Here is a 20,379-nt window from a genome sequence, read left to right as displayed (position 1 = left end):
CCCTGGCGAAGCGGACGGCGCACTCGCCGAAGCCGCGGCGCGCAGCCGGTCGATACGCGCGTGAGCGAGCGCGGCGAAGCGGCCATTGGGATAGGCCTTCAGATAGGCCTCGTAATCGCTCGGGTAGTTGCTGTCCTTGATGGAATTCCAGAAGGTAATTTCGTATTGCTCGCTGCTGTCCTTTGGCAGAATGCCTCTGCTGTGCAAGACGGCAATGGGTTCGTCGCGGGTGGCGGCGATGAGCGCCGCGCTAGTGCCAGGAGCTGCGGGAGGCTCGCTCAAGCTCGCAGTCCCGGCAAGCGATGACGCGATCCAGGGTACCTGCTCCCCGTTGGTGGCCGTGCTAACGGACGTCGCTACGCGTTGAAACATTCCCGCGAGGTTCCGTGATGAAGAAGCGTCGTTGAGCGCCCGCAGCAATGCATTCGTATAGACGCCATGGCGCATGCCGTCCGCCGCAAATCCGCCCGGCGCTGTCGGATACGCGACCACGGTATTGGCGGGCAAAGCGGCCCTATTGAACGTGACGCCGGCGGTGAAAGGATTGTTCAGGCAAGCGTCGAGAATCACGACATTCAGCTGTCCGGCACGCGGCGCGCGCATTGCCTCTAATACGCTATCCAGATCGACGCCCTCGCTCACCAGCCGGGCCGGCGCGCGTGCGTCGAGGCCGGCGGGCACGAGCAGCGTTTGCCGGCCGATTTGCAGGCCGTGTCCCGCGAAATAGAAGAGTCCGATGCCGCCATCTCGCAGACGTTGGCGGAATTCGCTGATGGCATCGCGCATTTGCTGCGGCGTTGCATCGGTGCGCAAGATGACGTCGAAGCCGCGAGCGCGCAGCGTGTCGCGCACGGCCTCAGCGTCGCGCGGCGCATTAACGCGAAGCGGGTCCGCGTAACCGGCGTGATCACCGTACGCGCCGTTGCCAATCACCAGTGCAATGCGCGCGGGCTGCGTATCCCTCCCATGCAGTGCGAGCGGCACGATCGACGCAACCGCCATGCGTGGAGCCGCCGCCCCAAGTTCTGCGGCGTCACGCTGCGTCGCGGCATGGACGCTGCCCGCCTGCGCCTGAATTGCCCCGGCCATGCACACCAGCAGGAATGTTCGCCACATATTCGTATCCTGTTTGTTCCGGACAGAACATAGGGTTTCGACGACCGCGACGCCCGCGTCAGCCATTGAAGCGGATCGCACACAGCATCGATGCCGCGCGCGACTTTCCATCGACAACCTATGAATAACGATAGCACGCGGTTTGCGCGTCACAACTGTCCGCACATCGTCAATGCGTTATACGGTTAACGAGTGTGGCGTATCTTTTTGGCAAGTTACGACCTAAGCTGATTCACAAAGTAGGGCACTACGGCCGTTTTAATCATGTGGCCGCTCATCTACGTCAATCCGCCACGTGGATCCACGCGTATCCACTGAACCACGCGAGCGCCCGCGACATCCAGTCGGATCGTCCGGCTTGCGCTTTACGCAGCCGGGGCGGCCCGATCCATCTTCGGGAGAGTGCGCAATGCGAAGAGTCCTCACACCTGGCGTGCTCGACATCCGTTACGGAGCGAACGCGTGGCTTGCAGCGCTTCGCGAGGCTTTGCGCGTCACGCTCGTCATCCTGCTGTGCGGCGTGTCGCTGTGCGAAACCGCGCTTGCCGAGCAAACCCCCTCGCCGCCCGGCGCCGAGGAATACATCATCTGGCCGTCGGATGGCACGGTGATTCACGGCGGCAAGCTATGGGTTCGCATGGGCTTGCGCAACATGGGCGTGTGCCCGAAAGGTGTCGCTCTTCCGAACACCGGTCATCACCATCTGTTGATCGACACCGATTTGCCGCCGCTCGACCAGGAAATTCCGTCGGACCGCAACCACCTGCATTTCGGCGCGGGTGAGACCGACGCGCGGATCGAGTTGCCACCGGGCAAGCACACGTTGCAACTCATTCTTGGCGACCACAATCACGTGCCCCACGTGCCGCCGGTGTATTCGAAGAAGATCACCATCACCGTACTAAAAGACTAGCTGTCCCGTTCATTCAAAGCGGGTCCGTCAGGACGGAGAGACCAACATGGACAAGATCATCGCGCTCGCGGCGTTTCTGGCATTGGCGTCACTGGCCGCGCCGATTCCCGCCACGGCCGGCACGACGCCGGCGCCTGCCGGCGCGCATGCCTATATCGGCTATCCGAACGATGGTCAGGTGGTGCCGGCCAATAAACCGTTCCGGGTGTGGTTCGGCTTGCGCTATATGGGCGTCGCGCCGAAGGGCGTCAAGTACCCGAACACGGGGCATCATCATTTGCTGATCGATACCGATCTGCCGCCGCTGGACCAGGAAATTCCGTCGGACCGCAACCATCTGCACTTTGGCGCGGGTGAAACGGAAACGATGATTCAACTGCCGCCCGGCAAGCACACGCTGCAACTGCTGATGGGCGATGACATGCATATCCCTCACAATCCGCCGGTGTACTCGAAGAAGATCACGGTCATTGCACGTTGATGGGGTAGCGGTGCGGTTCTCTCTTCAGTGTCACGTCGAAGCCAACACCGTGGCGCCCATTGTTGGCTGCGATCCACCAGCGCCAACCTGCCGCTCCGTAGCCGTCGTACCGCACGCGACGCTCTACGATCCCTGAAACCCCTTTATTACAGCCGTTCCGAACATTTCTTAGGATCGGAAAGCAAAACTGGCACAGCCCATGCGTTAGTGACACTCGAGCAGACAAGATGCTCGAACCCAACCGCAACACTGTGCTGTTTCCCTTCCAGGAGATTTACCATGAACACGCTGATGATCAAAGACCTGTCCATTACCGAACAACTCGACAGCAAGGCGATGAGCGCCGTGCGCGGCGGCCACGGCTATCCGTCCTCGTCGTACTTCAACTTCACGCCGGTGTATGCGCCGAACAACAGCAAGACCGTCAACGCCACCCAACTGATCAGCAACGAAGTGAACATCCAGAACGCCAACGGCAACAACGCAGCGTTCGTCGCCGGCATCACCACGACGATCGACCCGCACGTGAGCTCGAGCAACAACATCAACGTGTACTGAACGGCGTAGCCGCCGCGGAGGCGCTCATGTCTCCGCGGGACGCGCAAGACTCGCGCGTCAAAAAGATTTCGCATCCAATCGTTCTTTCCACACGACCCCAGCGTCACCGCCCGATCCCGCGCCGACCTTCCCGTACCGCTTCGATGGTGAAGCCGGGCAGGACATGCTTTACTTAAATAGCGCGTTCTCCTCGTGCAACGTAGCCGGCGTCATCGGAGAAAATCGTGTCAGCGTTGCTTGATTCAATCGGCGGTCAGCGCTTTTTCTATGCATCGTCGCCTGGCTGCGCGGAGCGCCCATTGGCGCGTGCGCGCAACGCGGCCGCGGCGCTGCGTGGACTCTGTGCCGCAACGCTTTGTGCGCTCGCGCTGTGCGCGTGTATCGATGTCAGCATGCCCGACTACAAGCGGCCCGACACGCCCGCCAAGGCGTCGTGGTCGGATCAGAAAGGCGCGCCGGTATCGGCGGCCGCAACCATCGATCCCGAGTGGTGGAAAGGCTTCCACGATCCCTACCTGGACACACTGATTGCGAAAGCGATCGCGAACAACTTCGATATCAAGGTGCTGGCCGCGCGAATCGACGTGGCAGGCACGCAGATCGGCGAGGCCAAAGCAGGTGCATTGCCGACCATGGATCTCGGCGGCGGTGCCGATTTCGAAAAGACCACGGGTCAAAAGCTTATCAAACAGTACAACGTCGCTGCGCAGGTGAGCTGGGACATCGATATCTGGGGCAAAGTGGAGAAGGGCGTGCAGGCGCAAAAAGCCGAGTTCCACGCCAGCGAGGCGGACTGGCGCGCCGGCTATCTCGAGCTGGTAGCGAATGTCTCGAGCACCTATTTCCAGATTCTCCAATTCGACGACCAGATCGAGCAGCAGCAACAAACGCTCGTGACGAACCGCCAGATTCTCACGATCTACGACGGCCAACGCCGCAACGGGCTCGTGCCGCAAACGCAGGTGTTGCGCCAGCAGGCCGAAATCAACCGCCTGACGAATCAGTTGCTCGAACTGCGCCGTTCGCGCGCCATCGCGAACAACGCGTTGTGCACGTTGCTCGGCGTGCCGGCGGGCGAGTTCCAGTTGCCCCAAGGGCATTTGCAGCAACGCGTGCAATTGCCTGCCGTGCCTGACGGCCTGCCCGCGCAACTCCTCGCGCGGCGTCCCGACGTGGTGGCCGCGGAGTTCAGAGTGCTGGAAGCCTACGACCTGGTCGGTCAAGCCAAGCTCGCGCAATTACCTACCATCAACCTCACCGGCCACGGCGGCACGGCAAGTTTCGCGCTGACCGATCTGCTGAAGTCGTTCACTTACGGATTCATGCCCAGCATCAATATTCCATTGCTCGATCCCGGCGTGCGGGCGCATGTGAAAGTCACGCAGGCGCAATCGACGGTCGCCGAACAGCAATACCGCGTGGCCGTCATGGGTGCATTCGAGGAAGTGGAAAACGCACTGGTCAATCTGAGCTCGCACAAGGCGCAGCGACTGGAATTGCAGCAGGAGGTATCGCGTCTGCAAATCGTCGCCGATCAGATTCAGTCGCAATTGCGTCTGGGCGTGGTGTCGCAGCTGGAGGTTTTCGAAACCGAACGGACCTTGCTGGAGGCGCAACAGGAATTACTCGCCAACCATCAACTGATTCTGTCCGACACGGTGCTGCTGTACAAGGCGCTCGGTGGCGGCTGGCCGAGCGTGGACGTGCAAACGGAAGTAAAGGAGCACTGAGCTAATCCGGGGCATGGCGCGCACGGCGCATTTCGGCTGCATACGACGCATGAATGGCCTCTCCAACCGACGATCTGAAAATTGACACTCGCCATGTGTGACTTAATATTTGTAAGAAGCCGGATTCCGCGCGGCTCGTTAAAAGATCCGTTATTCGCCGTAGCTCTTCTTTCCGTTTCCGTTGCGCGCTCGCCGCAGCGGGTAAACGATTAGTGATCCACATAAAATGACTGCTGGCGAAGCTTCGATTGCTGAGATGCGCGCAACCCAGGAGGCCACGTTCGACGTGGTGCTGTCCCCGGTTGCGTCCGCGCAGCGTCCCGCGCTGGACGCGATCCGGATCGTCGACAGCCTGTTCGCGATTGGCCGCAGCGAGGTGCCGTTTACCGACTACCCCGCCGAGCGGCTTACCCGTCTGTCACGCCGCCATGCGCGGATTTTCACGGAACAGGGCGCCGTCTATGTGGCCGATCTCGGCAGCAAGAACGGCACGACGCTCAACGGTGTCCCGGTGCGGCAAGCGCCGGCACGGGTGCGTGGCGGCGACGAATTGTGCTTCGGCGGCGAGCTCTGCTATCGCGTGGGTATCGAACCGCGCGCGCGGATCGTCGCCGCCGCGAGTGCGCCGCCCGCACCCGGCCTGCTGCTGGAGCCGCAGCGCGGCGACCTCGATCTCCAACCCATCGACGTGCAGGCGTTCCCCTTTCTCATCAGCAAGGCCGACGAAGTCTTCTCGCGCTACAGGGACCGCTATCCGCATCAGGTCAACTACATCTCGCGCCGTCATGCGCACATCTTTCTGAAAGGCGGCGAGCTTTACCTTGAAGATCTCGGCAGCACGAATGGCACATTCGTCGGCGGAAAGCGGCTCGACGAAACCGCTGTGGCGCTGGTAGAGGGAGACCTCCTTGCATTTGGCGGCGACCACTTCGTCTACAGGGTGACGCTGCAAAATCCCCCTGAAGTCGAGCCGACCGTGACCCAGTTACTCGTCAACCCCGCTGTCGACGCCGCCGCCGATCCCGACAAGACCACGTTCGTCGGCGCCGCGCATTCGTTCCTCGATATCTTCTGCGTCGACCCGGCGCTGCAACGTGAAGACGAAGTCAACGAGGCGGCGCAGGCCGCCTCTGCGCAGGCGAAGCGCGACACGCTGACGGGCGGCGCGAATGGCACAAGCGGCACGAAAGGCAAGCACGGCGCAAACGGCGCGCAGGGCACAAGCAGCAGCACGCATACGAGACAAGGCAACAAGGTAGCGAAGGGCCGCCCGCAGCGCTGGCGTCTGGTAGCCGGTGAACTCAGCAACGCCTTTGCGGGTGGCGATCACACGATGGCAGGTCGCGCCGCATGGTGGGGTGGCGCGGCAGTCGCTATTCTGGTGGCCGCGGCGCTGACGCTCTACATGCGTGGCTCATCGGAGCGCGAGTTGAGAAACCTGCTGGCGAGCGGAGATTACAGCGGCGCGGTGACAGCGGCAAACGGCTATCTGACGAGCCATCCCGCCGACACGAAAATCGGCGCATTAGCGACCGAAGCGCTGCTGAAGGCAAAAATCCCCGGCTGGCTGAACGCGCTGCAAAAGGCGCAGTTCGACCAGGCCGACGCGCTGCTCAAGGAGATGAGGTCGTTGAGTGCGAATAACGCGGACGCTTCCGCTCTGGTCGGCGAATTGCAATGGGTGGGCGACCTGGAGCGTTTCGTGGCGGGGCGCGGCGGCGTCGACGCGCCGATCCGCATATACGCGGACGAGGCCACCATCGGCGGCCTGCTGCAACGCTGGGAGGACGACCCGCGAAACCATCAGCGCGCCCTGGACCGCATTGCCTCGTATGTGCCTGTTTTTGCGGAGCCGTATGCGCAGGCACTGAGCCATCTGCGCAAACTGGAAAGTGACGACTCGGTGTACCTCGCGGCCATCGATCGTCTGAACGGCACGATTCGCACCGAATTGGCACGCGACAAGCCCGATGCATTGCCTGCCGTACTCGACGATTACGCGCAGCGTTATCCGCGTCTCGCCGGTCTCGACCGTGTACGGACGGATCTGCGGCAGTACACCGATGTGCTGAATGCAGCGCTGAGCCGGCAACTGACGCCGTTGCTCGCCTTGATAAAGACAGTGCGCTTCAGCACCCCGCCATTTCAGGCGCAGTTTCAGCAACTGGCCGCGAGCCGTCTGCCGTCGCCCGACGTCATTCAGCGCCATGACGCGGCGAGCGCGGCGTGGCGGCGCGGCGACGCCCAGCAGGCGCTGGGCGAATTGCAGGCCATGCCTGCCGGGCCGTGGTCCGATGTGATCGCAGCGGAACTGGCACACAAGAAAGGGCTGCGAGACCAATTCGCGGATTTGCAGAAAACGCGCGCAAGCAAGGACTACGACCAACGCTTGCTGTCGTTCTACGCCAGTCTCGATCCGGCGGCGGACGCCTGGTTCGTGCAATCGATCCAGAAAGACGTCGCCGCGTTGCACGACAAAGCGCTGGCGCGCGCGCAAGACCTGTTGCTGCGCGCGCAGAGCCTCTGGAAACAGTATCGGGCGAGCGGTCCGATCGGCGGCACGCAACGGCTGGAAGCGGGGATTTCACCCGGTTTTCGCAGCGAGGCGCGGCTGTTGTCCGATGCGCAGTCTGCCGCGCAACAGGGCATGCGCATCTATACCCAGCTGAAAGCGGATCATCCCGCCGACTTCGACCGCCTGCTCGCGGATATCCAGGCCGAAGCGGATCTGCAGCGCCGCTCGCTGACCGAGTTGCGCATGGTGCTGGATCCCGGGCTATTGAAGGCGAAGCTGGCATTGATCGGAGGCGGGCAGAGTGAAGCGCGACAGTCACCCTAGACCGTTGTCGGAGGCGCTGGAGGACCACAGCGTCGAGGGCATCGCCATTCTCACCGCGGAGCCGGTACGGCTCGCGCGTGCGCTGATCTGGGCGATGGTCGCGCTGGTGGTGGCCGGCTTGCTGTGGTCGTTCGTGGGCCGCGCCGACGTGATCGTCAGCGCGCAGGGCACGCTCTCGCCGGAATCGGAGGTGCGCCGCATCTATGCGCCGATCGACGGCGAACTCGCCGATCTGTACATCGCCGAGGGGCAGCCGGTGCAAAAGGGCGATGTGCTGGCGCGGCTGAATGCGCGCGGTGCGATCGAGGCAGCGAGCAACGCGCTGCAGGCGCAACTCAAACTCGAAGACGCCGAGCGCGACTGGAAACAGTTCCCGGAGAAGAAAGTACTGATGGAGCGCAAGGCAGCCGCGCTGAAGGCACAGATGGAGGTGGAAGCCCATCTGCACGAAAATCGCGTCTCGGAAGGCACCAGCAAGCTCGCCGAAGGCCAGAAGGCCGAACTCGACGAAGCGCGCAGCGTGCTCGACAATGCGCGCCGCACGCGCGAAGCGGCGCGTCAGGAACTGGACCGCTACTCGCGGCTTTTCGCGCAACCAGGCGGTGGGGGCATCGCCGAGTTGCAGGTGGAGCAGAAACGCACTGCGGCGATGGAAGCGGATAACGCTTACCGTGTCGCCCAATCGAAACTCGCTGAACTGGATTTCCGCTTGAGCCACGAATACGCGCAGGCCAATGCGCAACTCGAAACCAGCGGCCAGCAGACCACCGACCTGCAACTCCAGTACGACTCGGCCGTCCGCGACATCACCGACGCGGAAGACAAGGTGCGTCTGCAACTGCAGACCGCACGCCTCGTGGCTGAAGCCGCCGCGCGAATCCGCTTCGAGAACATCGACAAAGACAATTTCCTGCTGATCCTCGCGCCGGTCTCCGGCGTCATTACCGACGTGACCTCCACGCAACGGGGCGACAAGATCCAGGCGAACGCGCCGCTCGGCGGCATCGCGCCGAAAGATGCGAAGCCCGTGCTGAAGATCGAAATCGCCGAACACGACCGTGCTTTTCTGCACGAAGGCCAGTCCGTCAAGCTGAAATTCAACGCGTTCCCGTATCAGCGTTATGGGCTGATCAGCGGCACGCTGGCCTATATCTCGCCGGCCACCAAACCGTCGTTGCAGGACAAACAGCCGGTGTACGAAGGCCGCGTCACGCTTGACAAGAACTACTACCAGATTGCCGACACACGCTATCCGCTGCGCTATGGCATGACGGCGAGCGCGGAAATCGTGGTGCGCGAACGGCGCCTGATCGATCTGGGTCTCGATCCGTTCAGGCATTTGGCGGGTTGAGCGCGCCGACTACACGTCAATTAAAGGAGCGGATGACATGACCGCGATAGTACGAATCGATGACGAACTGGTGGACGTTTCCGAGTTCATTCGTCTTCTGAAATTGACTGGCCAGTTCGAGAGCCTGATCGAGCAGATTGTGCGCGACAAGCTCACCGTGCATGCGGCGAAGAAACAGGGCATTGCCGTCACGGCGGACGAAATCCAGCAGCGCGCCGACCAGTTCCGCCGCGTGCGCGGCCTGCATCGCGCGACGGATATGAATCAATACCTCGATGCGCTCAACGTGAGTCTCGACGAGTTCGAGGCCTTCATTACCGACGGGCTGTATCAGGAGAAGATGCTCGACGTGGTCGGCAACGAGGCCGCGATCAAGGATTACTTCGCGCTGAATTCGCCGAAGTTCGACGCAATCGAGGTGAGCCATATCGTGCTCGATAGCGAAGGCAAGGCGAAGGAAATGATTTCGTACCTGCATGACGATCCCGACAGCTTTGCCGACATGGCGCGCGAGCATTCGATCGCGGATACGCGCGAAGCCGGCGGCGTGATCGGCAAGGTGTTGCGGGGATCGTTGAAGCCGGATATCGAGGCGAAGATTTTCAATGCGGCGGTGGGCGATCTGCTCGGGCCGTTTGCGTCGGCGGATCGCTCATGCTTCGAGATTTTCGCCGTGACCGCGAAATATCCGGCGACGCTCGATGCAGATGTGGCCGCCGAAGTCAGGCGTCTGTTGCGCGAGAGCTGGCTGATTGCGCGCGCTCAGGAGCATGTGATCGAAGCGCGCTAGCCCCGTAGTTCGAATCGCGGCGCGCCGCAACGCAACACCGAGACACCAGACAACACCAGACAAAGCCACGCCGAACCGAGGTCCGCAAGCCCATGGATGCACCCCAGACCGCGCCTTCCGCTGCCGAGTTTCTGACCTCGGTGGAAATCCTTTCGCCGTTGTCGCGCGACGAGATCGAGCGTCTTGCCGAGTATGCGCAGGCACGCTTCTATTCGTTCGGCGAAACGGTCTGCTCGGCGGGCGAGACGGCTGACGGTCTTTACGTGGTTCGCTCGGGTTCAGTCCGTATCTTTACCGAGGAACACGGCAAGGAGACCAGCATGGGCGTGCGCAAGGCCGGCGAGATCTTCGCCGACATTGCGATGTTGCGCTCGTATGTGCACGAGGCTTCGGTACGGGCGTCCGCGAAAACCGAGTTGCTGTTCATTCCCCGTGTCGCGATCGAACCGGTGATTGCCGGCAATCAGGCTGCGTTAGCCTTTATCGCGAGTTACGTGGCGATCAGTTCGGCCGGTGGGTTCGTGGCACAGTTGTTCGATCTGCGCGGCAAGCTCAATAAGGCGGAACTCGAAGAATATGTGCGCAGCGTCGGCGTGAAACGGGTGGCCGCGGGCAAGGAAATTCTCAAGCAGGACGGGCGCGACGACCGGCGGCTCTACGTGGTGCGGCAAGGCGGCGTTCGCATCGTCCGTCATGAGGAAGGTCACGACTACACGCTGGCGACGCTCGGCGAAGGCGAAATCTTCGGCGAAAAAGCCTGTTTGATGCGTCAGGAGCAAATGGCCTCGGTAGTGGCAACGACCGAAACTCGGCTGCTGGTGATCCCGGAACGCACGGTCCATTTCATTCTGGAGCGCAACCCCAAGCTGCGCGAAGTGCTGGACGAGCGGATTCGTTACGGCGACCGCGAACTGCAGCGGCAAAAGCGCCTCGAACAGCGGCGCAAGTTGCCGTTGATGCTCGATCTGCAGACCAAACCCGAGTTCGGCGAAAAGGTCATCAAGCGCTTTGCGCTGGTCGAGCAGGCCGAAGAAATGGATTGCGGCGCCGCGTGTCTCGCAATGGTATGCCGCCACTACAACATTCCCATGACGCTGGGCAAACTGCGCGAACTCGCCAACGTCACGACACAAGGCGCGACGCTCGACAGTCTGGCGCGCGCCGGCGAATCGCTCGGCTTCACCGCGCGTGGCGTGCAATGCACGTTCGATTCATTGCGCGGTTTCGATCTGCCCTTCATCGTGCATTGGGAGGGATACCACTATGTGGTGGTGTACGGGCTTTCCAAGGAATACGTGTGGGTCGCCGACCCGGCAATCGGTTTCAGGAAAATGACGGTTGAAGATTTCGAACGCGGCTGGAGCGGCACGTGCCTGCTCTTTACCGGTGGCCCGAATCTCTTGCAGATGTCGGCCGCGCGTTCGCCATGGATACGATTTGTCGGCTACCTCCGGCCGTACAAGAAGATTCTCGGCCACCTGTTCCTTGCCACGTTCGTGATTCAGGTACTCGGCGTGATTCCACCGCTGATCATCCAGAATATTCTCGACGGCGTGATCGTGCATCAGAACGTCAGCTTGCTGCATCTGCTGATTGGCGGCCTGATCATCGCCAATGTGTTCTCGCAATTGATGTCGTCGATCCGCGCGTATCTCGCCAATTTCATGGTGCGCAACATGGACTTCGCGATGATGTCGCAGTTCTTCAAGCACACCCTGTCGTTGCCGTTTTCGTTTTTCGCCAAACGCAAAACCGGCGACATCTTCGCGCGCTTCCAGGAGAACCAGACGATCCGCGCCTTCCTCACCGAATCCACGGTGACCACCGCGCTGAATCTGCTGATGGTGTTCATCTACTTCACGATCATGTTTGTCTACAACGTGAAGATGACGCTGGTGCTGATCGGGTTCGTGATCCCGATCATGGCGCTGACCGCGCTCGCCACACCGAAGATCAAGAACTACGCGCGCGAGGTGTTCACGGCGTCGACTGACTCGAAGTCATTTCTGATGGAAGCGCTCGCCGGTGTCGAGACCGTCAAAGGCATGGGTATCGAACGGCCGGTGCGATTGCGCTGGGAGAAGAAATACGCCAAAGCACTCGAAGTGCAATACCGGGCACATGCCTTCAGCATTCTCGTCGGCCTCGGCAGCCAGTTGCTGAATGCGGCGACCACGATCGCGATCCTCTGGGTCGGCGCGAATCTGGTGCTGGCGCGCGAAATGACCATCGGTCAGTTGATCGCGTTCAATGCGTTCATGGGCAGCGTGCTGGGTCCGCTGATGGGATTGGTCGGCTTATGGAGCATGCTGAACGACGCGGGCGTGGCGATGGAACGCCTGGGCGACGTGCTCGATATCGAGCCCGAGCAGAAGCCGCAGGATTTGCCTTCGCGCGTGATGCTGCCGGAGCTGCAAGGCGAGATCAGCCTCAACGGGGTGTACTTCCGCTACGGTGAGAATGATTCGGCCTATGTACTGGAAAATATCAGCTTCGACATCAAACCCGGCGAACTGGTGGCGATCGTAGGCCGCAGCGGTTCCGGCAAGACGACGCTCGCGAAACTGCTGGTCGGCTTTTACGCGCCGACCGAGGGCAAGATGACCATCGACGGTTACGACCTCGGCGTGGTCGACAAAGCCTATTTCCGCGCACAGATCGGCTATGTGATGCAGAGCAATCTGCTGTTTTCCGGCACGATTGCCGAGAACATTGCAAGCGGCGACGACGCGCCCGAACGGCGCCGTATCGAGGAAGTCGCGAAAATGGCCGACGCGCACGCGTTTATCAGCAAGATGCCGCTCGGCTACGAACAGATTGTCGGCGAACGCGGCATTGGCTTATCCGGCGGCCAGATTCAACGGTTGTGCATTGCACGGGCGCTGTATCACGATCCGCGTCTGCTGGTATTCGATGAGGCCACCTCGGCGCTGGACTCGCAATCGGAGAGCAATATCCTCGGCAATATGCACGACATTCTGAAGGGCCGCACGGCGGTGATCATTGCGCATCGGCTGAGCACCATCATGCGCGCGGACAAGATTCTGGTGCTGTACGAAGGGGCGATCGTCGAACAGGGCCGTCACGATGAGCTGATCCAGCGCGGCGGGATGTACTACCAGCTGGTCCAGAAACAGTTGAGCGCATGATGAAGATACTCGACCAGGTAGAGGAAGCCAGCCCGGCGATTTCGTACGCGGGGTTGATCGAGCGCATCGAGATCTTGCGCTCGACGCTGCGCTGGTCGTCCCGGCTCGAGCGCGCCGACATCGACAAGCTGCTCCGGCAAGCCACCTCATTGCGCGACGAGGTCATGCAACTGTCGCACAAGGAGCGCTTCGTGCAGGCCGCCACGGCCGCCGAACCCACGGCACCTGCCGATCAATCGCGTGGCGCGCGTAGAAAGGCCCTGATCGAGCGCAGTTTCATTTTCGAGGGGACCTTCGGCGACAATCCGCGTTTGCTCGAATCGCTCGAAATCGCGGAGAAAGCCGCGCCGACCGATTTGCCGGTGTTGATCGACGGCGAGAGCGGCACGGGTAAGGAACTGATGGCGAAGGTGATTCACGCGAATGGCTCGCGCCCGGACAAGCCGTTTATCTCCGTGAATTGCGGCGCGATTCCAGACAATCTGCTGGAGTCGGAATTGTTCGGGCATCGCAAGGGCGCGTTTACGGGGGCCTCGAATGACCGCAAGGGCAAATTCGAAAGCGCGCATACGGGCACGATCTTTCTCGATGAGATCGGCGAGCTGCCGCTCGCCGGTCAGGTGAAGCTGCTGCGCGTGCTGGAAGCGCACGAAATTCAGCGCGTGGGTTCAGATGAAACGATTGCCGTCGATACGCGGATTGTCGCGGCGACCAATCGCAATCTTCGGCAGCTGAGCGAAGAGGGCAAGTTCCGCGAGGATTTGTTCTACCGTCTCAGCGTGATTCACGTCACATTGCCGCCGCTGCGCGAGCGGCGTGATGAAATACCGCTGCTGATTGCGTGGTTCGGCGACGAGGCCGCGGGTACACTGAAACGCCGGCCTGTCAGATTGACGCCGCGTCTGCGGGACTTTCTGCTGAACTATGCGTATCCGGGCAATATCCGCGAATTGCGCAACGTGATGTATCGCGTGTCGTGTCTGGCGGGGGAGATGGCGGATATCGATCATCTGCCGGTGGATATGCGGCCGGCCGCGCCTGGGTCAGCGGCGGCTTTGTCCAATCCAGCCGCGGCGAGCGGGCAGGAGCCCATCAGCGTGGCGAATCTGATGTCGCTCAGCGACGCGAAGCGCGCCGCGAGCGACGACGCGGAAAAAGCCTTCCTGGAGCGCGGGCTTCGCGAAGTGAGCGGCACGGTTGCAGAACTGGCCCGGCGGATCGATATGAACCGCTCGCATCTGCAAATGCTCCTGAAGAAGCACGGCCTGCATTCGAAGGATTTTCGCAACCGCAATGCACCGTCCCCGAGTAAAAATGGGGCTGACGAGCATGATGACGAGGATAGCGATAGTTGAGGCCGCGCTTTCAGGGCGCCGGATTCAGCAGGGTTTTCTCGGACGCATACGGATCTTCCGCTCGCACCACCACGGCGGTGACATTGTCACGTCCACCACGCGCGATGGCCAACTCGACCAGTTCGTCAGACGCGCGCTCATAGGCCACCGAGGTCAGCACCTCCAATATTTCCGCATCGCTGATCTCGTTGCTCAAACCATCGCTGCATAGCAGAAAGACGTCGCCGTCCGCGACTTCGATCGCATCGTCATCGAGTTCGAGTACATCGGTCGCGCCGACCGCGCGCGTGATCATGTGTTGCGCCGGGTGATGGCGCGCCTCTTCGTCGGTAATCACGCCGAGCGATTTGAGTTGTTCCACCTGGCTATGATCGCGCGTCAGTTGCCGCAATTGCCCTTCGCGATACAGATAGAGGCGACTGTCGCCGGCCCACAGATAGCCGCAGAAGCGGTCGCAGGCGAGCAGCACGACGACCGTGCTGCCGATCCGCTGCACCTGGCGGCGCGCGGCTTCATTGCGCAACTGGCGATTGACCGCTTGCAGCCGGGCCCGCGCGTCGGCGATACCGGCTTTCATGGCGAGCGGCGGCGCGAGCCGGCTCAGTGTCTCGATCACGAGGCGGCTCGCCAGATCGCCGACCGCGTGCCCACCCATGCCATCGGCGACGGCCCAGCGGCCGGGTTCCGGCTGGGCGAGGCAGGCATCTTCGTTGATTTCACGGATGCGTCCGGCGTCGGAACGCGCGGACGACATCCATCGAAACTGGCTCGGACAGGTCACAAGGGCTACACCATATCGTTTCTGCTGCGTGCGTCCGGGGACACGTTGATGTTCGAGTTCGCGCCGGTGTTGCGCACATCCACCGACTGGAACGTGTTGATCATCTGGTTAGCATAGAAGTTGTTCGAGATGTCGTACAGGTTCACAACCGGACCGATGCTCGGCGTTTCCCGCACATAAGGCTGAATCCAGCCGTACACCCACGGCGCACCGCCGCCGCCGCGGATCGCCGCCATCGCTTTGCGGTCGAGCGCGAGGTTCAGGGAAAGGTCGTTCACTGTGATAGAAGCCATGTCGTTCTCCGGTTTGCCACGTGCGTCTGGCGCGCGGTTGAAAAGGAATGAACGCGATGGTGCAAGTGCCATGCCAATTTGCGGCTCACGCCCGCGCTTTCTCGCAACGCGTTGATAGCGCGGCGATTCCGGGTGCTGGTGGATGGCGCATGAGTTCATGTGACCGCGTAGAGGTCGGAATGCAACCAACATCCGTGCGTGTGCGTGGGTGCAGGACCCAACACATTGGGCGCCAGGTCTCGGACCTTAGCCGACCCCGTCATGGCAGCTCAGTCAACGCTCCGGATGATCGACCAAGGCCAACACATGGGTTGGTTTTCTGTCGGCTCACAGCGGACACATGCCGCGCTCAAAACACCTCGTCGTTCCGGCCAGCCCTTTAAATAAAGGCTTTTCGGCACATGGCCCGGATGATGCAAAAGCTCTCGCAACAGTGTTGGATATTGAAGCGAGAGCGGCCATGAACACGAACCCACTTCCGGCGAGCAGCGAATGCCGCGACGAATGCCGTGACGACGTGTCGACCATCGACCTGCCGATCGGTGCGCATCTCGTCACGCAACGGCGCGGCTACGAACACCACGGCATTTACGTCGGCAATGGCCGCGTGGTCCATTACTCGGGCTTCGCGAGTTCGGCGCATCGCGGCCCGGTGGAGGAAGTGGACCTGAGCCGCTTCGCCGCCGGTCATTCATTGACGATCCGCTCGACGTCGAGCGCCCGCTACGTCGGCGATGAAGCCGTGCGCCGTGCGCGCTCCCGCCTCGGCGAAAACCGCTACCGCCTGCTGACGAACAACTGCGAACACTTCTGCGCATGGTGTCTGTCTGGCGAGAGCCACAGCGACCAGGTGCATTGCTGTTTGAGGCATCCCCGCACCGGCATGCACGCGCTGGTGTGTCTGGTGAAGGCGTTTGTCGAAAGCGTTGCGAAGGATGGTCACGTTGCCGCACAACTCGCGTGAGCGAGCGGGAACGAGTTCAAGCGTTGACCAATTCACTAATTCAAGGATCAGGGAGCACATCATGGTTGCCGCGGAAAAGACCTTGCACTGGGCCGTCGATAAATGGCTCGCACCCACCCCGTCGATGCCCGCGCGTGTCGTGCGGTTCTGCCACAGCGCGTCGCAACATCAACGCTATGTCTGCGTGGAAGCGCTGCGGCCAGGCGGCTTGCTGTCGATCTTTTTCTTCCGTCACAACGACGGCTCATGGAACGTGTTTCCGCCGCAAGCCGAGCGGCCCGCGATGAACGGCCATCGTCTCGCGTCGGTTTGCTAGCCTGGTAGGTGCGAGGCCGCTTCCTTCATGATCCACTGACTGAACAGCAGCATGGCCGGCGTCATCGCTTTGCCCTTCAGCCACGTCAGCCAGTAACTGCCGGCATGCACTTCCACCTCGAACGGGCGCACCAGCCGGCCCGTATTGATCTCGTGATCGAACATCAAAGCCGGCGCCAGCGCGATACCCGCACCTTGCATGGCCGCTTCCACCATCAGTCAGCGCGGGAAAGCCGATAGTTGCGGCTTCACATAAGGGGTCCCGCCGCGTTGACCGCCTTCGCGCGTAGTATCGGTCCGTTGGCACGTACGACGGGTATGACAGCCCCGCGTCATAGCGTAAAATTTCCCCTTCGATATGAAGCAACCCTTACCAAGCCAACTCATGCCAACGCCTGCGGACAAATCAAACTCAAGGGAAAGCGAGGGCGTTGCCGTCATCGATCGTGCTTGCGCGATTCTGTTCGCGTTCCGGCCGGACGATGCCGCGCTCACGCTCGCCGAACTCGCGGCACGCACGGGGCTTTACAAGAGCACGCTGTTACGGCTCGCGGGCTCGCTGATCCAGCACCGCCTGTTGCTGCGTCTCGACGACGGCCGCTATCAACTCGGCTCCGCAACCTTCATGCTCGGCGCGTTGTATCAGCGCAGCCTGAACGTCGGCGATATTCTGGTGCCGCTGATGCGCGAACTCGCGGAAACGAGCGGCGAAAGCGTGTCGTTTTACGTGCGCGACGAGGCGGTGCGTGTGTGTCTGCATCGTGTGGACTCGACGCATGCAGTGCGTTTTCACGTGCGCGAAGGGGATGTACTGCCGCTGGAAAGCGGCTCCGGCGGCCTTGCATTGCTGGCGTTCGGCGGCATGCCCGGCGACCCATACGAGAAGATTCGCGAGGACTTCTATTGCGTATCGATCGGCGAGCGCGATCGGGAGACGGCCGGAATCTCGATGCCGGTATTCGGCGTGCGTCAGAGTTTGCGTGGCGTGGTGACGCTCGCGGGCCCAAGCTCGCGCATCGATCAGGCTTTCTTCGAGCGCAATCTTGCCGCGCTATTCGATTGCGCCGCGCGCGCAACAGACGCGTTAGGCGGCGACTCGGGCGCCATGCGCAATGCGCAGCGGCGTGCGGCCGAAGTTCAGGACAGGTGACGTTCAGGCTTACCCGTATAGGTGTAATTCATCTGGCGCGGCATCGGGCCTTTGTTGCGCTCGTTGCGTCCGCGTTGCTCCCATGCATGCGACAGAATGCCGACCGCGCGTGACAGGCAGAACACGCCGCGCGCCAGTTCCGGCGCGAAACCGAGCTCGGCGTAGATCACGGCGGTTGCACCGTCGATATTCATCGGCACGGGTCTGTTCTTGCGCTGCTTGAGCAAGGCTTCTATGCCGCGTGCGATAGCGGCGTATCGTCCGCTGATACTTTTCTGTTCGACGCCGTCGTCCACGAGCGAAAGAAGCCGGATTGCCCGCGGATCGACCGGATGAAAACGATGCCCGAAGCCGGGCAAATACTTGCCATGTTCGGCGGTAAAAGCGTCGACGCCTTGCTCGACGGCTTGTTCCAATGCGGCGCCTGCTTCCATGCATTCAGCAATCGAGTCGTACAGTTCGACCGCCTGCTGACCCGCACCGCCATGCACATCATCCAGCGCATTGATCGCCGAGGCCATCGCGCCGTTCAACGGCAAACCGCAACTGGTCGCCATCCGCGAGATCGCAATCGACGGTGCATGCGGACCATGATCCACCGACGCCACCAGCGCCGCCTCGAACAAACGCGCTTGCGCGGCGTCAGGCAGCTCGCCGCGCAGCATGAGCCAGATCATCTGCGGGAAGCTGACGTTGCCGATCAGCTCCTGAATCGGGAACCCGCGCACCTTGATCGAGCCGGGATGAATATCGATGATCGAGGTGCTCCAGTACTCGGCGGCGAGCTTGGCGGCGTCGAATGCTTGCGTCATGTTCAGATCACTCCTTCGGAGCGTAGGTGGTCGATTTGCGCGTCGTCGTAACCGAGCGAGGCGAGGTGCTCGCGCGTGTGAGCCGATAAAGCTGGCGCGGGGGTGGTCGGCGCCGTGTCGGCATCGGAGAGACGAAAGCCCGCACGCGTCACGCGTTGCCGGTCGGTGGCGCCGTCGCCGGCGAATTCGCGGATGAAGTCGCGCGATTCCAGATGCGGATGCGCGAGAATCTCCGGCACCGACATCACGCGCCCGGCCGGCACACCTGCTTCGAAAAATTTGGCTTCCCAGTTCGTTGCGCTGTCAGTTGCCAGCGCCGCTTCGATTTCTGCCTTCAATGTCGCGCGATTCATTTTGCGTGCGTTGCGCTCGGAGAAACGCGCGTCGTCGAGCAGATCGGCGCGGCCGATCAGATGGCAGAGGCTCGCGAACTGCTTGTTCTCGTTCGCGGCGATATTGAGCGGGCCGTCGCCCGTCTTGAAGGTGCCCGAAGGCGCGGCGGTAAAGTTTTCGTTGCCCATCGGCTCGGGCGTGACACCGGCATTCAGATAGTTCGACACGACCCAGCCCATCGTCGCCAGCGTGGACTCCAGCATCGAAACGTCGAGCATGCGGCCGTTTCCGCTCGCGCGGGCATTGACCAGCGCCGCGCAGATGCCGAACGCGGCCGTGAGGCCGCCCACCGTGTCCGACACCGGATAGCCAACGCGCAACGGCGCGCTGTCCGCATCGCCGGTCACGCTCATCACACCCGAGATACCCTGGATGATCTGATCGTAGGCGGGGCGTTTCGAAAACTCGCCGTCCATGCCGAAGCCTGAGATCGCGCAATACACGAGTTTCGGATTCACCTCGCGCAACGCGTCGAAATCGAGGCCGAGCCGCGTCATCACACCGGGCCGGAAATTTTCGACCAGCACGTCCGCGGTTTTCACGAGCTCACGCAAAATGGCCTTGCCGCGCGGGTCTTTCAGATTGAGCGTGACGGACTGCTTGCCCGCATTCACCGCAACGAACGAAGCCCCCATATTGCGCATCGAGGCGTCCTTGTCGGCGCCTAAGCGCCGTGCAAGATCGCCACCTTCGGGGTGCTCGACCTTGATCACTTCCGCGCCGAGCAGCGCGAGCTGATACGCGCAAAACGGTCCCGCCAACACATTCGATAAATCCAGTACCCGCACTCCTGCCAGCGGCAGCGTCATCTTCGAAGCCTCTTGTTCAATGCGAAATTTCGTCGAGATTGCGGTTGTTGGTACGCGGCCCGAAGATGCCGATCGCGCCCATCACCATCACCATCGACACGGTGATCAACGCGAACACGCCTGGCACCTGGAAGTGGCGCAACGCGAAGGCGATCATGAAGCCGGAAAACATCGCGGATAAACGCGACATCGAGTACACGAAACCGACGGCGCGTGCCCGCAAGCGCGTGGGGAACAGTTCGGTCTGGTACGCGTGATAGCCGACCGAGAGCAGCGTGCCGCAGAGCGTGATCAGCACGCCGAGCGTCATCAGCATCGCGGGCGAGGTTTGCGTCGCGAACAGGCTGCCGAACACGGCGATACCGAGCGCCGACAACACGATCAACGTCTTGCGTTCGATGCGGTCGGCAATCGCCATACCGATCAGCGGACCGAACGGATTCGAGATCGCGATCACGAACGAGTACAGCAAGCTGTGCGTGATCGTCACGCCTTTGGAGACCAGCAGCGTCGGCACCCATGACGCGAAACCGTAAAAGCCGATTGCCTGGAACAGGTTGAACACGAGCATCGTGATCGC

The 20,379-nt window shown here is 61.7% G+C and carries 18 protein-coding genes and 1 pseudogene; 12 read left to right on the top strand and 7 right to left on the bottom strand.

Features of this window, described 5'->3' with window-relative positions:
* Positions 1-1,116, bottom strand: a 1,116-nt coding sequence (locus QOC89_RS18105) for a caspase family protein (protein WP_323046280.1), incomplete at its 3' end; no start/stop codon positions are given.
* A gap of 409 nt (positions 1,117-1,525) precedes the next feature.
* Between QOC89_RS18105 and QOC89_RS18100 the strand changes: the two genes are divergently transcribed.
* From QOC89_RS18100 to QOC89_RS18060, 9 genes are all read left to right on the top strand, one after another.
* Positions 1,526-2,029: a DUF4399 domain-containing protein gene (locus tag QOC89_RS18100; protein WP_323046279.1), complete on the top strand. Its 504-nt coding sequence runs from the start codon at positions 1,526-1,528 to the stop codon at positions 2,027-2,029.
* Positions 2,030-2,075: 46 nt separating this feature from the next.
* Complete coding sequence (locus QOC89_RS18095; RefSeq protein WP_323046278.1) at positions 2,076-2,510, top strand: DUF4399 domain-containing protein; 435 nt, start codon at positions 2,076-2,078, stop codon at positions 2,508-2,510.
* A gap of 279 nt (positions 2,511-2,789) precedes the next feature.
* On the top strand, positions 2,790-3,068 hold the full coding sequence (locus QOC89_RS18090; RefSeq protein WP_323046277.1) for a hypothetical protein: 279 nt from the start codon (positions 2,790-2,792) through the stop codon (positions 3,066-3,068).
* A gap of 299 nt (positions 3,069-3,367) precedes the next feature.
* Positions 3,368-4,798 carry an efflux transporter outer membrane subunit gene (locus tag QOC89_RS18085; RefSeq protein ID WP_323046281.1) on the top strand — a complete coding sequence of 477 codons (1,431 nt, stop codon included), beginning with the start codon at positions 3,368-3,370 and terminating at the stop codon, positions 4,796-4,798.
* A 226-nt stretch (positions 4,799-5,024) separates the two neighbouring features.
* Entirely contained in the window at positions 5,025-7,637 is a 2,613-nt protein-coding gene (locus tag QOC89_RS18080) for an FHA domain-containing protein (RefSeq protein WP_323046276.1), read from the top strand.
* Positions 7,615-8,988, top strand: a complete 1,374-nt coding sequence (locus tag QOC89_RS18075) for an HlyD family efflux transporter periplasmic adaptor subunit (protein WP_323046275.1) — start codon at positions 7,615-7,617, stop codon at positions 8,986-8,988. The genes QOC89_RS18080 and QOC89_RS18075 overlap by 23 nt, the downstream gene beginning before the upstream one ends.
* Before the next feature lie 37 nt (positions 8,989-9,025).
* On the top strand, positions 9,026-9,778 hold the full coding sequence (locus QOC89_RS18070) for a peptidylprolyl isomerase (RefSeq protein WP_323046274.1): 753 nt from the start codon (positions 9,026-9,028) through the stop codon (positions 9,776-9,778).
* A gap of 92 nt (positions 9,779-9,870) precedes the next feature.
* A complete protein-coding gene (locus tag QOC89_RS18065) occupies positions 9,871-12,927 on the top strand; it encodes a peptidase domain-containing ABC transporter (protein ID WP_323046273.1) in 3,057 nt (1,018 codons plus the stop codon).
* The gene (locus QOC89_RS18060) at positions 12,924-14,282 is read left to right on the top strand and encodes a sigma-54 interaction domain-containing protein (RefSeq protein WP_323046272.1); all 1,359 of its coding nucleotides are present in this window, start codon (positions 12,924-12,926) and stop codon (positions 14,280-14,282) included. Before QOC89_RS18065 ends, QOC89_RS18060 begins: the two co-directional genes overlap by 4 nt.
* 10 nt (positions 14,283-14,292) lie before the next feature.
* Here the strand turns inward: QOC89_RS18060 and QOC89_RS18055 are convergent, their stop codons facing one another.
* Both QOC89_RS18055 and QOC89_RS18050 read right to left on the bottom strand, forming a co-directional pair.
* Positions 14,293-15,063, bottom strand: a complete 771-nt coding sequence (locus QOC89_RS18055) for a PP2C family protein-serine/threonine phosphatase (RefSeq protein ID WP_323046271.1) — start codon at positions 15,061-15,063, stop codon at positions 14,293-14,295.
* Positions 15,064-15,068: 5 nt separating this feature from the next.
* Entirely contained in the window at positions 15,069-15,356 is a 288-nt protein-coding gene (locus tag QOC89_RS18050; protein WP_093637794.1) for a hypothetical protein, read from the bottom strand.
* 460 nt (positions 15,357-15,816) lie between these two features.
* Here QOC89_RS18050 and QOC89_RS18045 point away from each other — a divergent pair, with 460 nt between their 5' ends.
* Both QOC89_RS18045 and QOC89_RS18040 read left to right on the top strand, forming a co-directional pair.
* The gene (locus tag QOC89_RS18045) at positions 15,817-16,320 is read left to right on the top strand and encodes a lecithin retinol acyltransferase family protein (RefSeq protein WP_323046270.1); all 504 of its coding nucleotides are present in this window, start codon (positions 15,817-15,819) and stop codon (positions 16,318-16,320) included.
* Positions 16,321-16,381: 61 nt separating this feature from the next.
* Positions 16,382-16,636, top strand: coding sequence for a hypothetical protein (locus QOC89_RS18040; protein ID WP_323046269.1), 255 nt, complete (start codon positions 16,382-16,384; stop codon positions 16,634-16,636).
* Here QOC89_RS18040 and QOC89_RS18035 read toward each other — a convergent pair.
* A pseudogene (locus QOC89_RS18035) lies at positions 16,633-16,854 on the bottom strand (LysR substrate-binding domain-containing protein); the annotation flags it as partial. The gene QOC89_RS18040 and the pseudogene QOC89_RS18035 overlap by 4 nt on opposite strands.
* A gap of 166 nt (positions 16,855-17,020) precedes the next feature.
* Between QOC89_RS18035 and QOC89_RS18030 the strand changes: the two are divergent.
* On the top strand, positions 17,021-17,785 hold the full coding sequence (locus QOC89_RS18030; protein WP_323046268.1) for an IclR family transcriptional regulator: 765 nt from the start codon (positions 17,021-17,023) through the stop codon (positions 17,783-17,785).
* Here QOC89_RS18030 and QOC89_RS18025 read toward each other — a convergent pair.
* The 3 genes from QOC89_RS18025 to QOC89_RS18015 all read right to left on the bottom strand — a co-directional run.
* Complete coding sequence (locus QOC89_RS18025) at positions 17,773-18,597, bottom strand: citryl-CoA lyase (protein WP_323046267.1); 825 nt, start codon at positions 18,595-18,597, stop codon at positions 17,773-17,775. The genes QOC89_RS18030 and QOC89_RS18025 overlap by 13 nt on opposite strands.
* A gap of 2 nt (positions 18,598-18,599) precedes the next feature.
* Positions 18,600-19,799 carry a CoA transferase gene (locus QOC89_RS18020; RefSeq protein ID WP_323046266.1) on the bottom strand — a complete coding sequence of 400 codons (1,200 nt, stop codon included), beginning with the start codon at positions 19,797-19,799 and terminating at the stop codon, positions 18,600-18,602.
* 16 nt (positions 19,800-19,815) lie between these two features.
* Positions 19,816-20,379, bottom strand: a 564-nt coding sequence (locus tag QOC89_RS18015) for an MFS transporter (RefSeq protein ID WP_323046265.1), incomplete at its 5' end; no start/stop codon positions are given.

Source organism: Paraburkholderia sp. (genome assembly GCF_034668105.1).
Taxonomy (GTDB): domain Bacteria; phylum Pseudomonadota; class Gammaproteobacteria; order Burkholderiales; family Burkholderiaceae; genus Paraburkholderia.
Note: the sequence above shows the minus strand (reverse complement) of the source record. Positions and strands in the feature narration are given on the sequence as shown.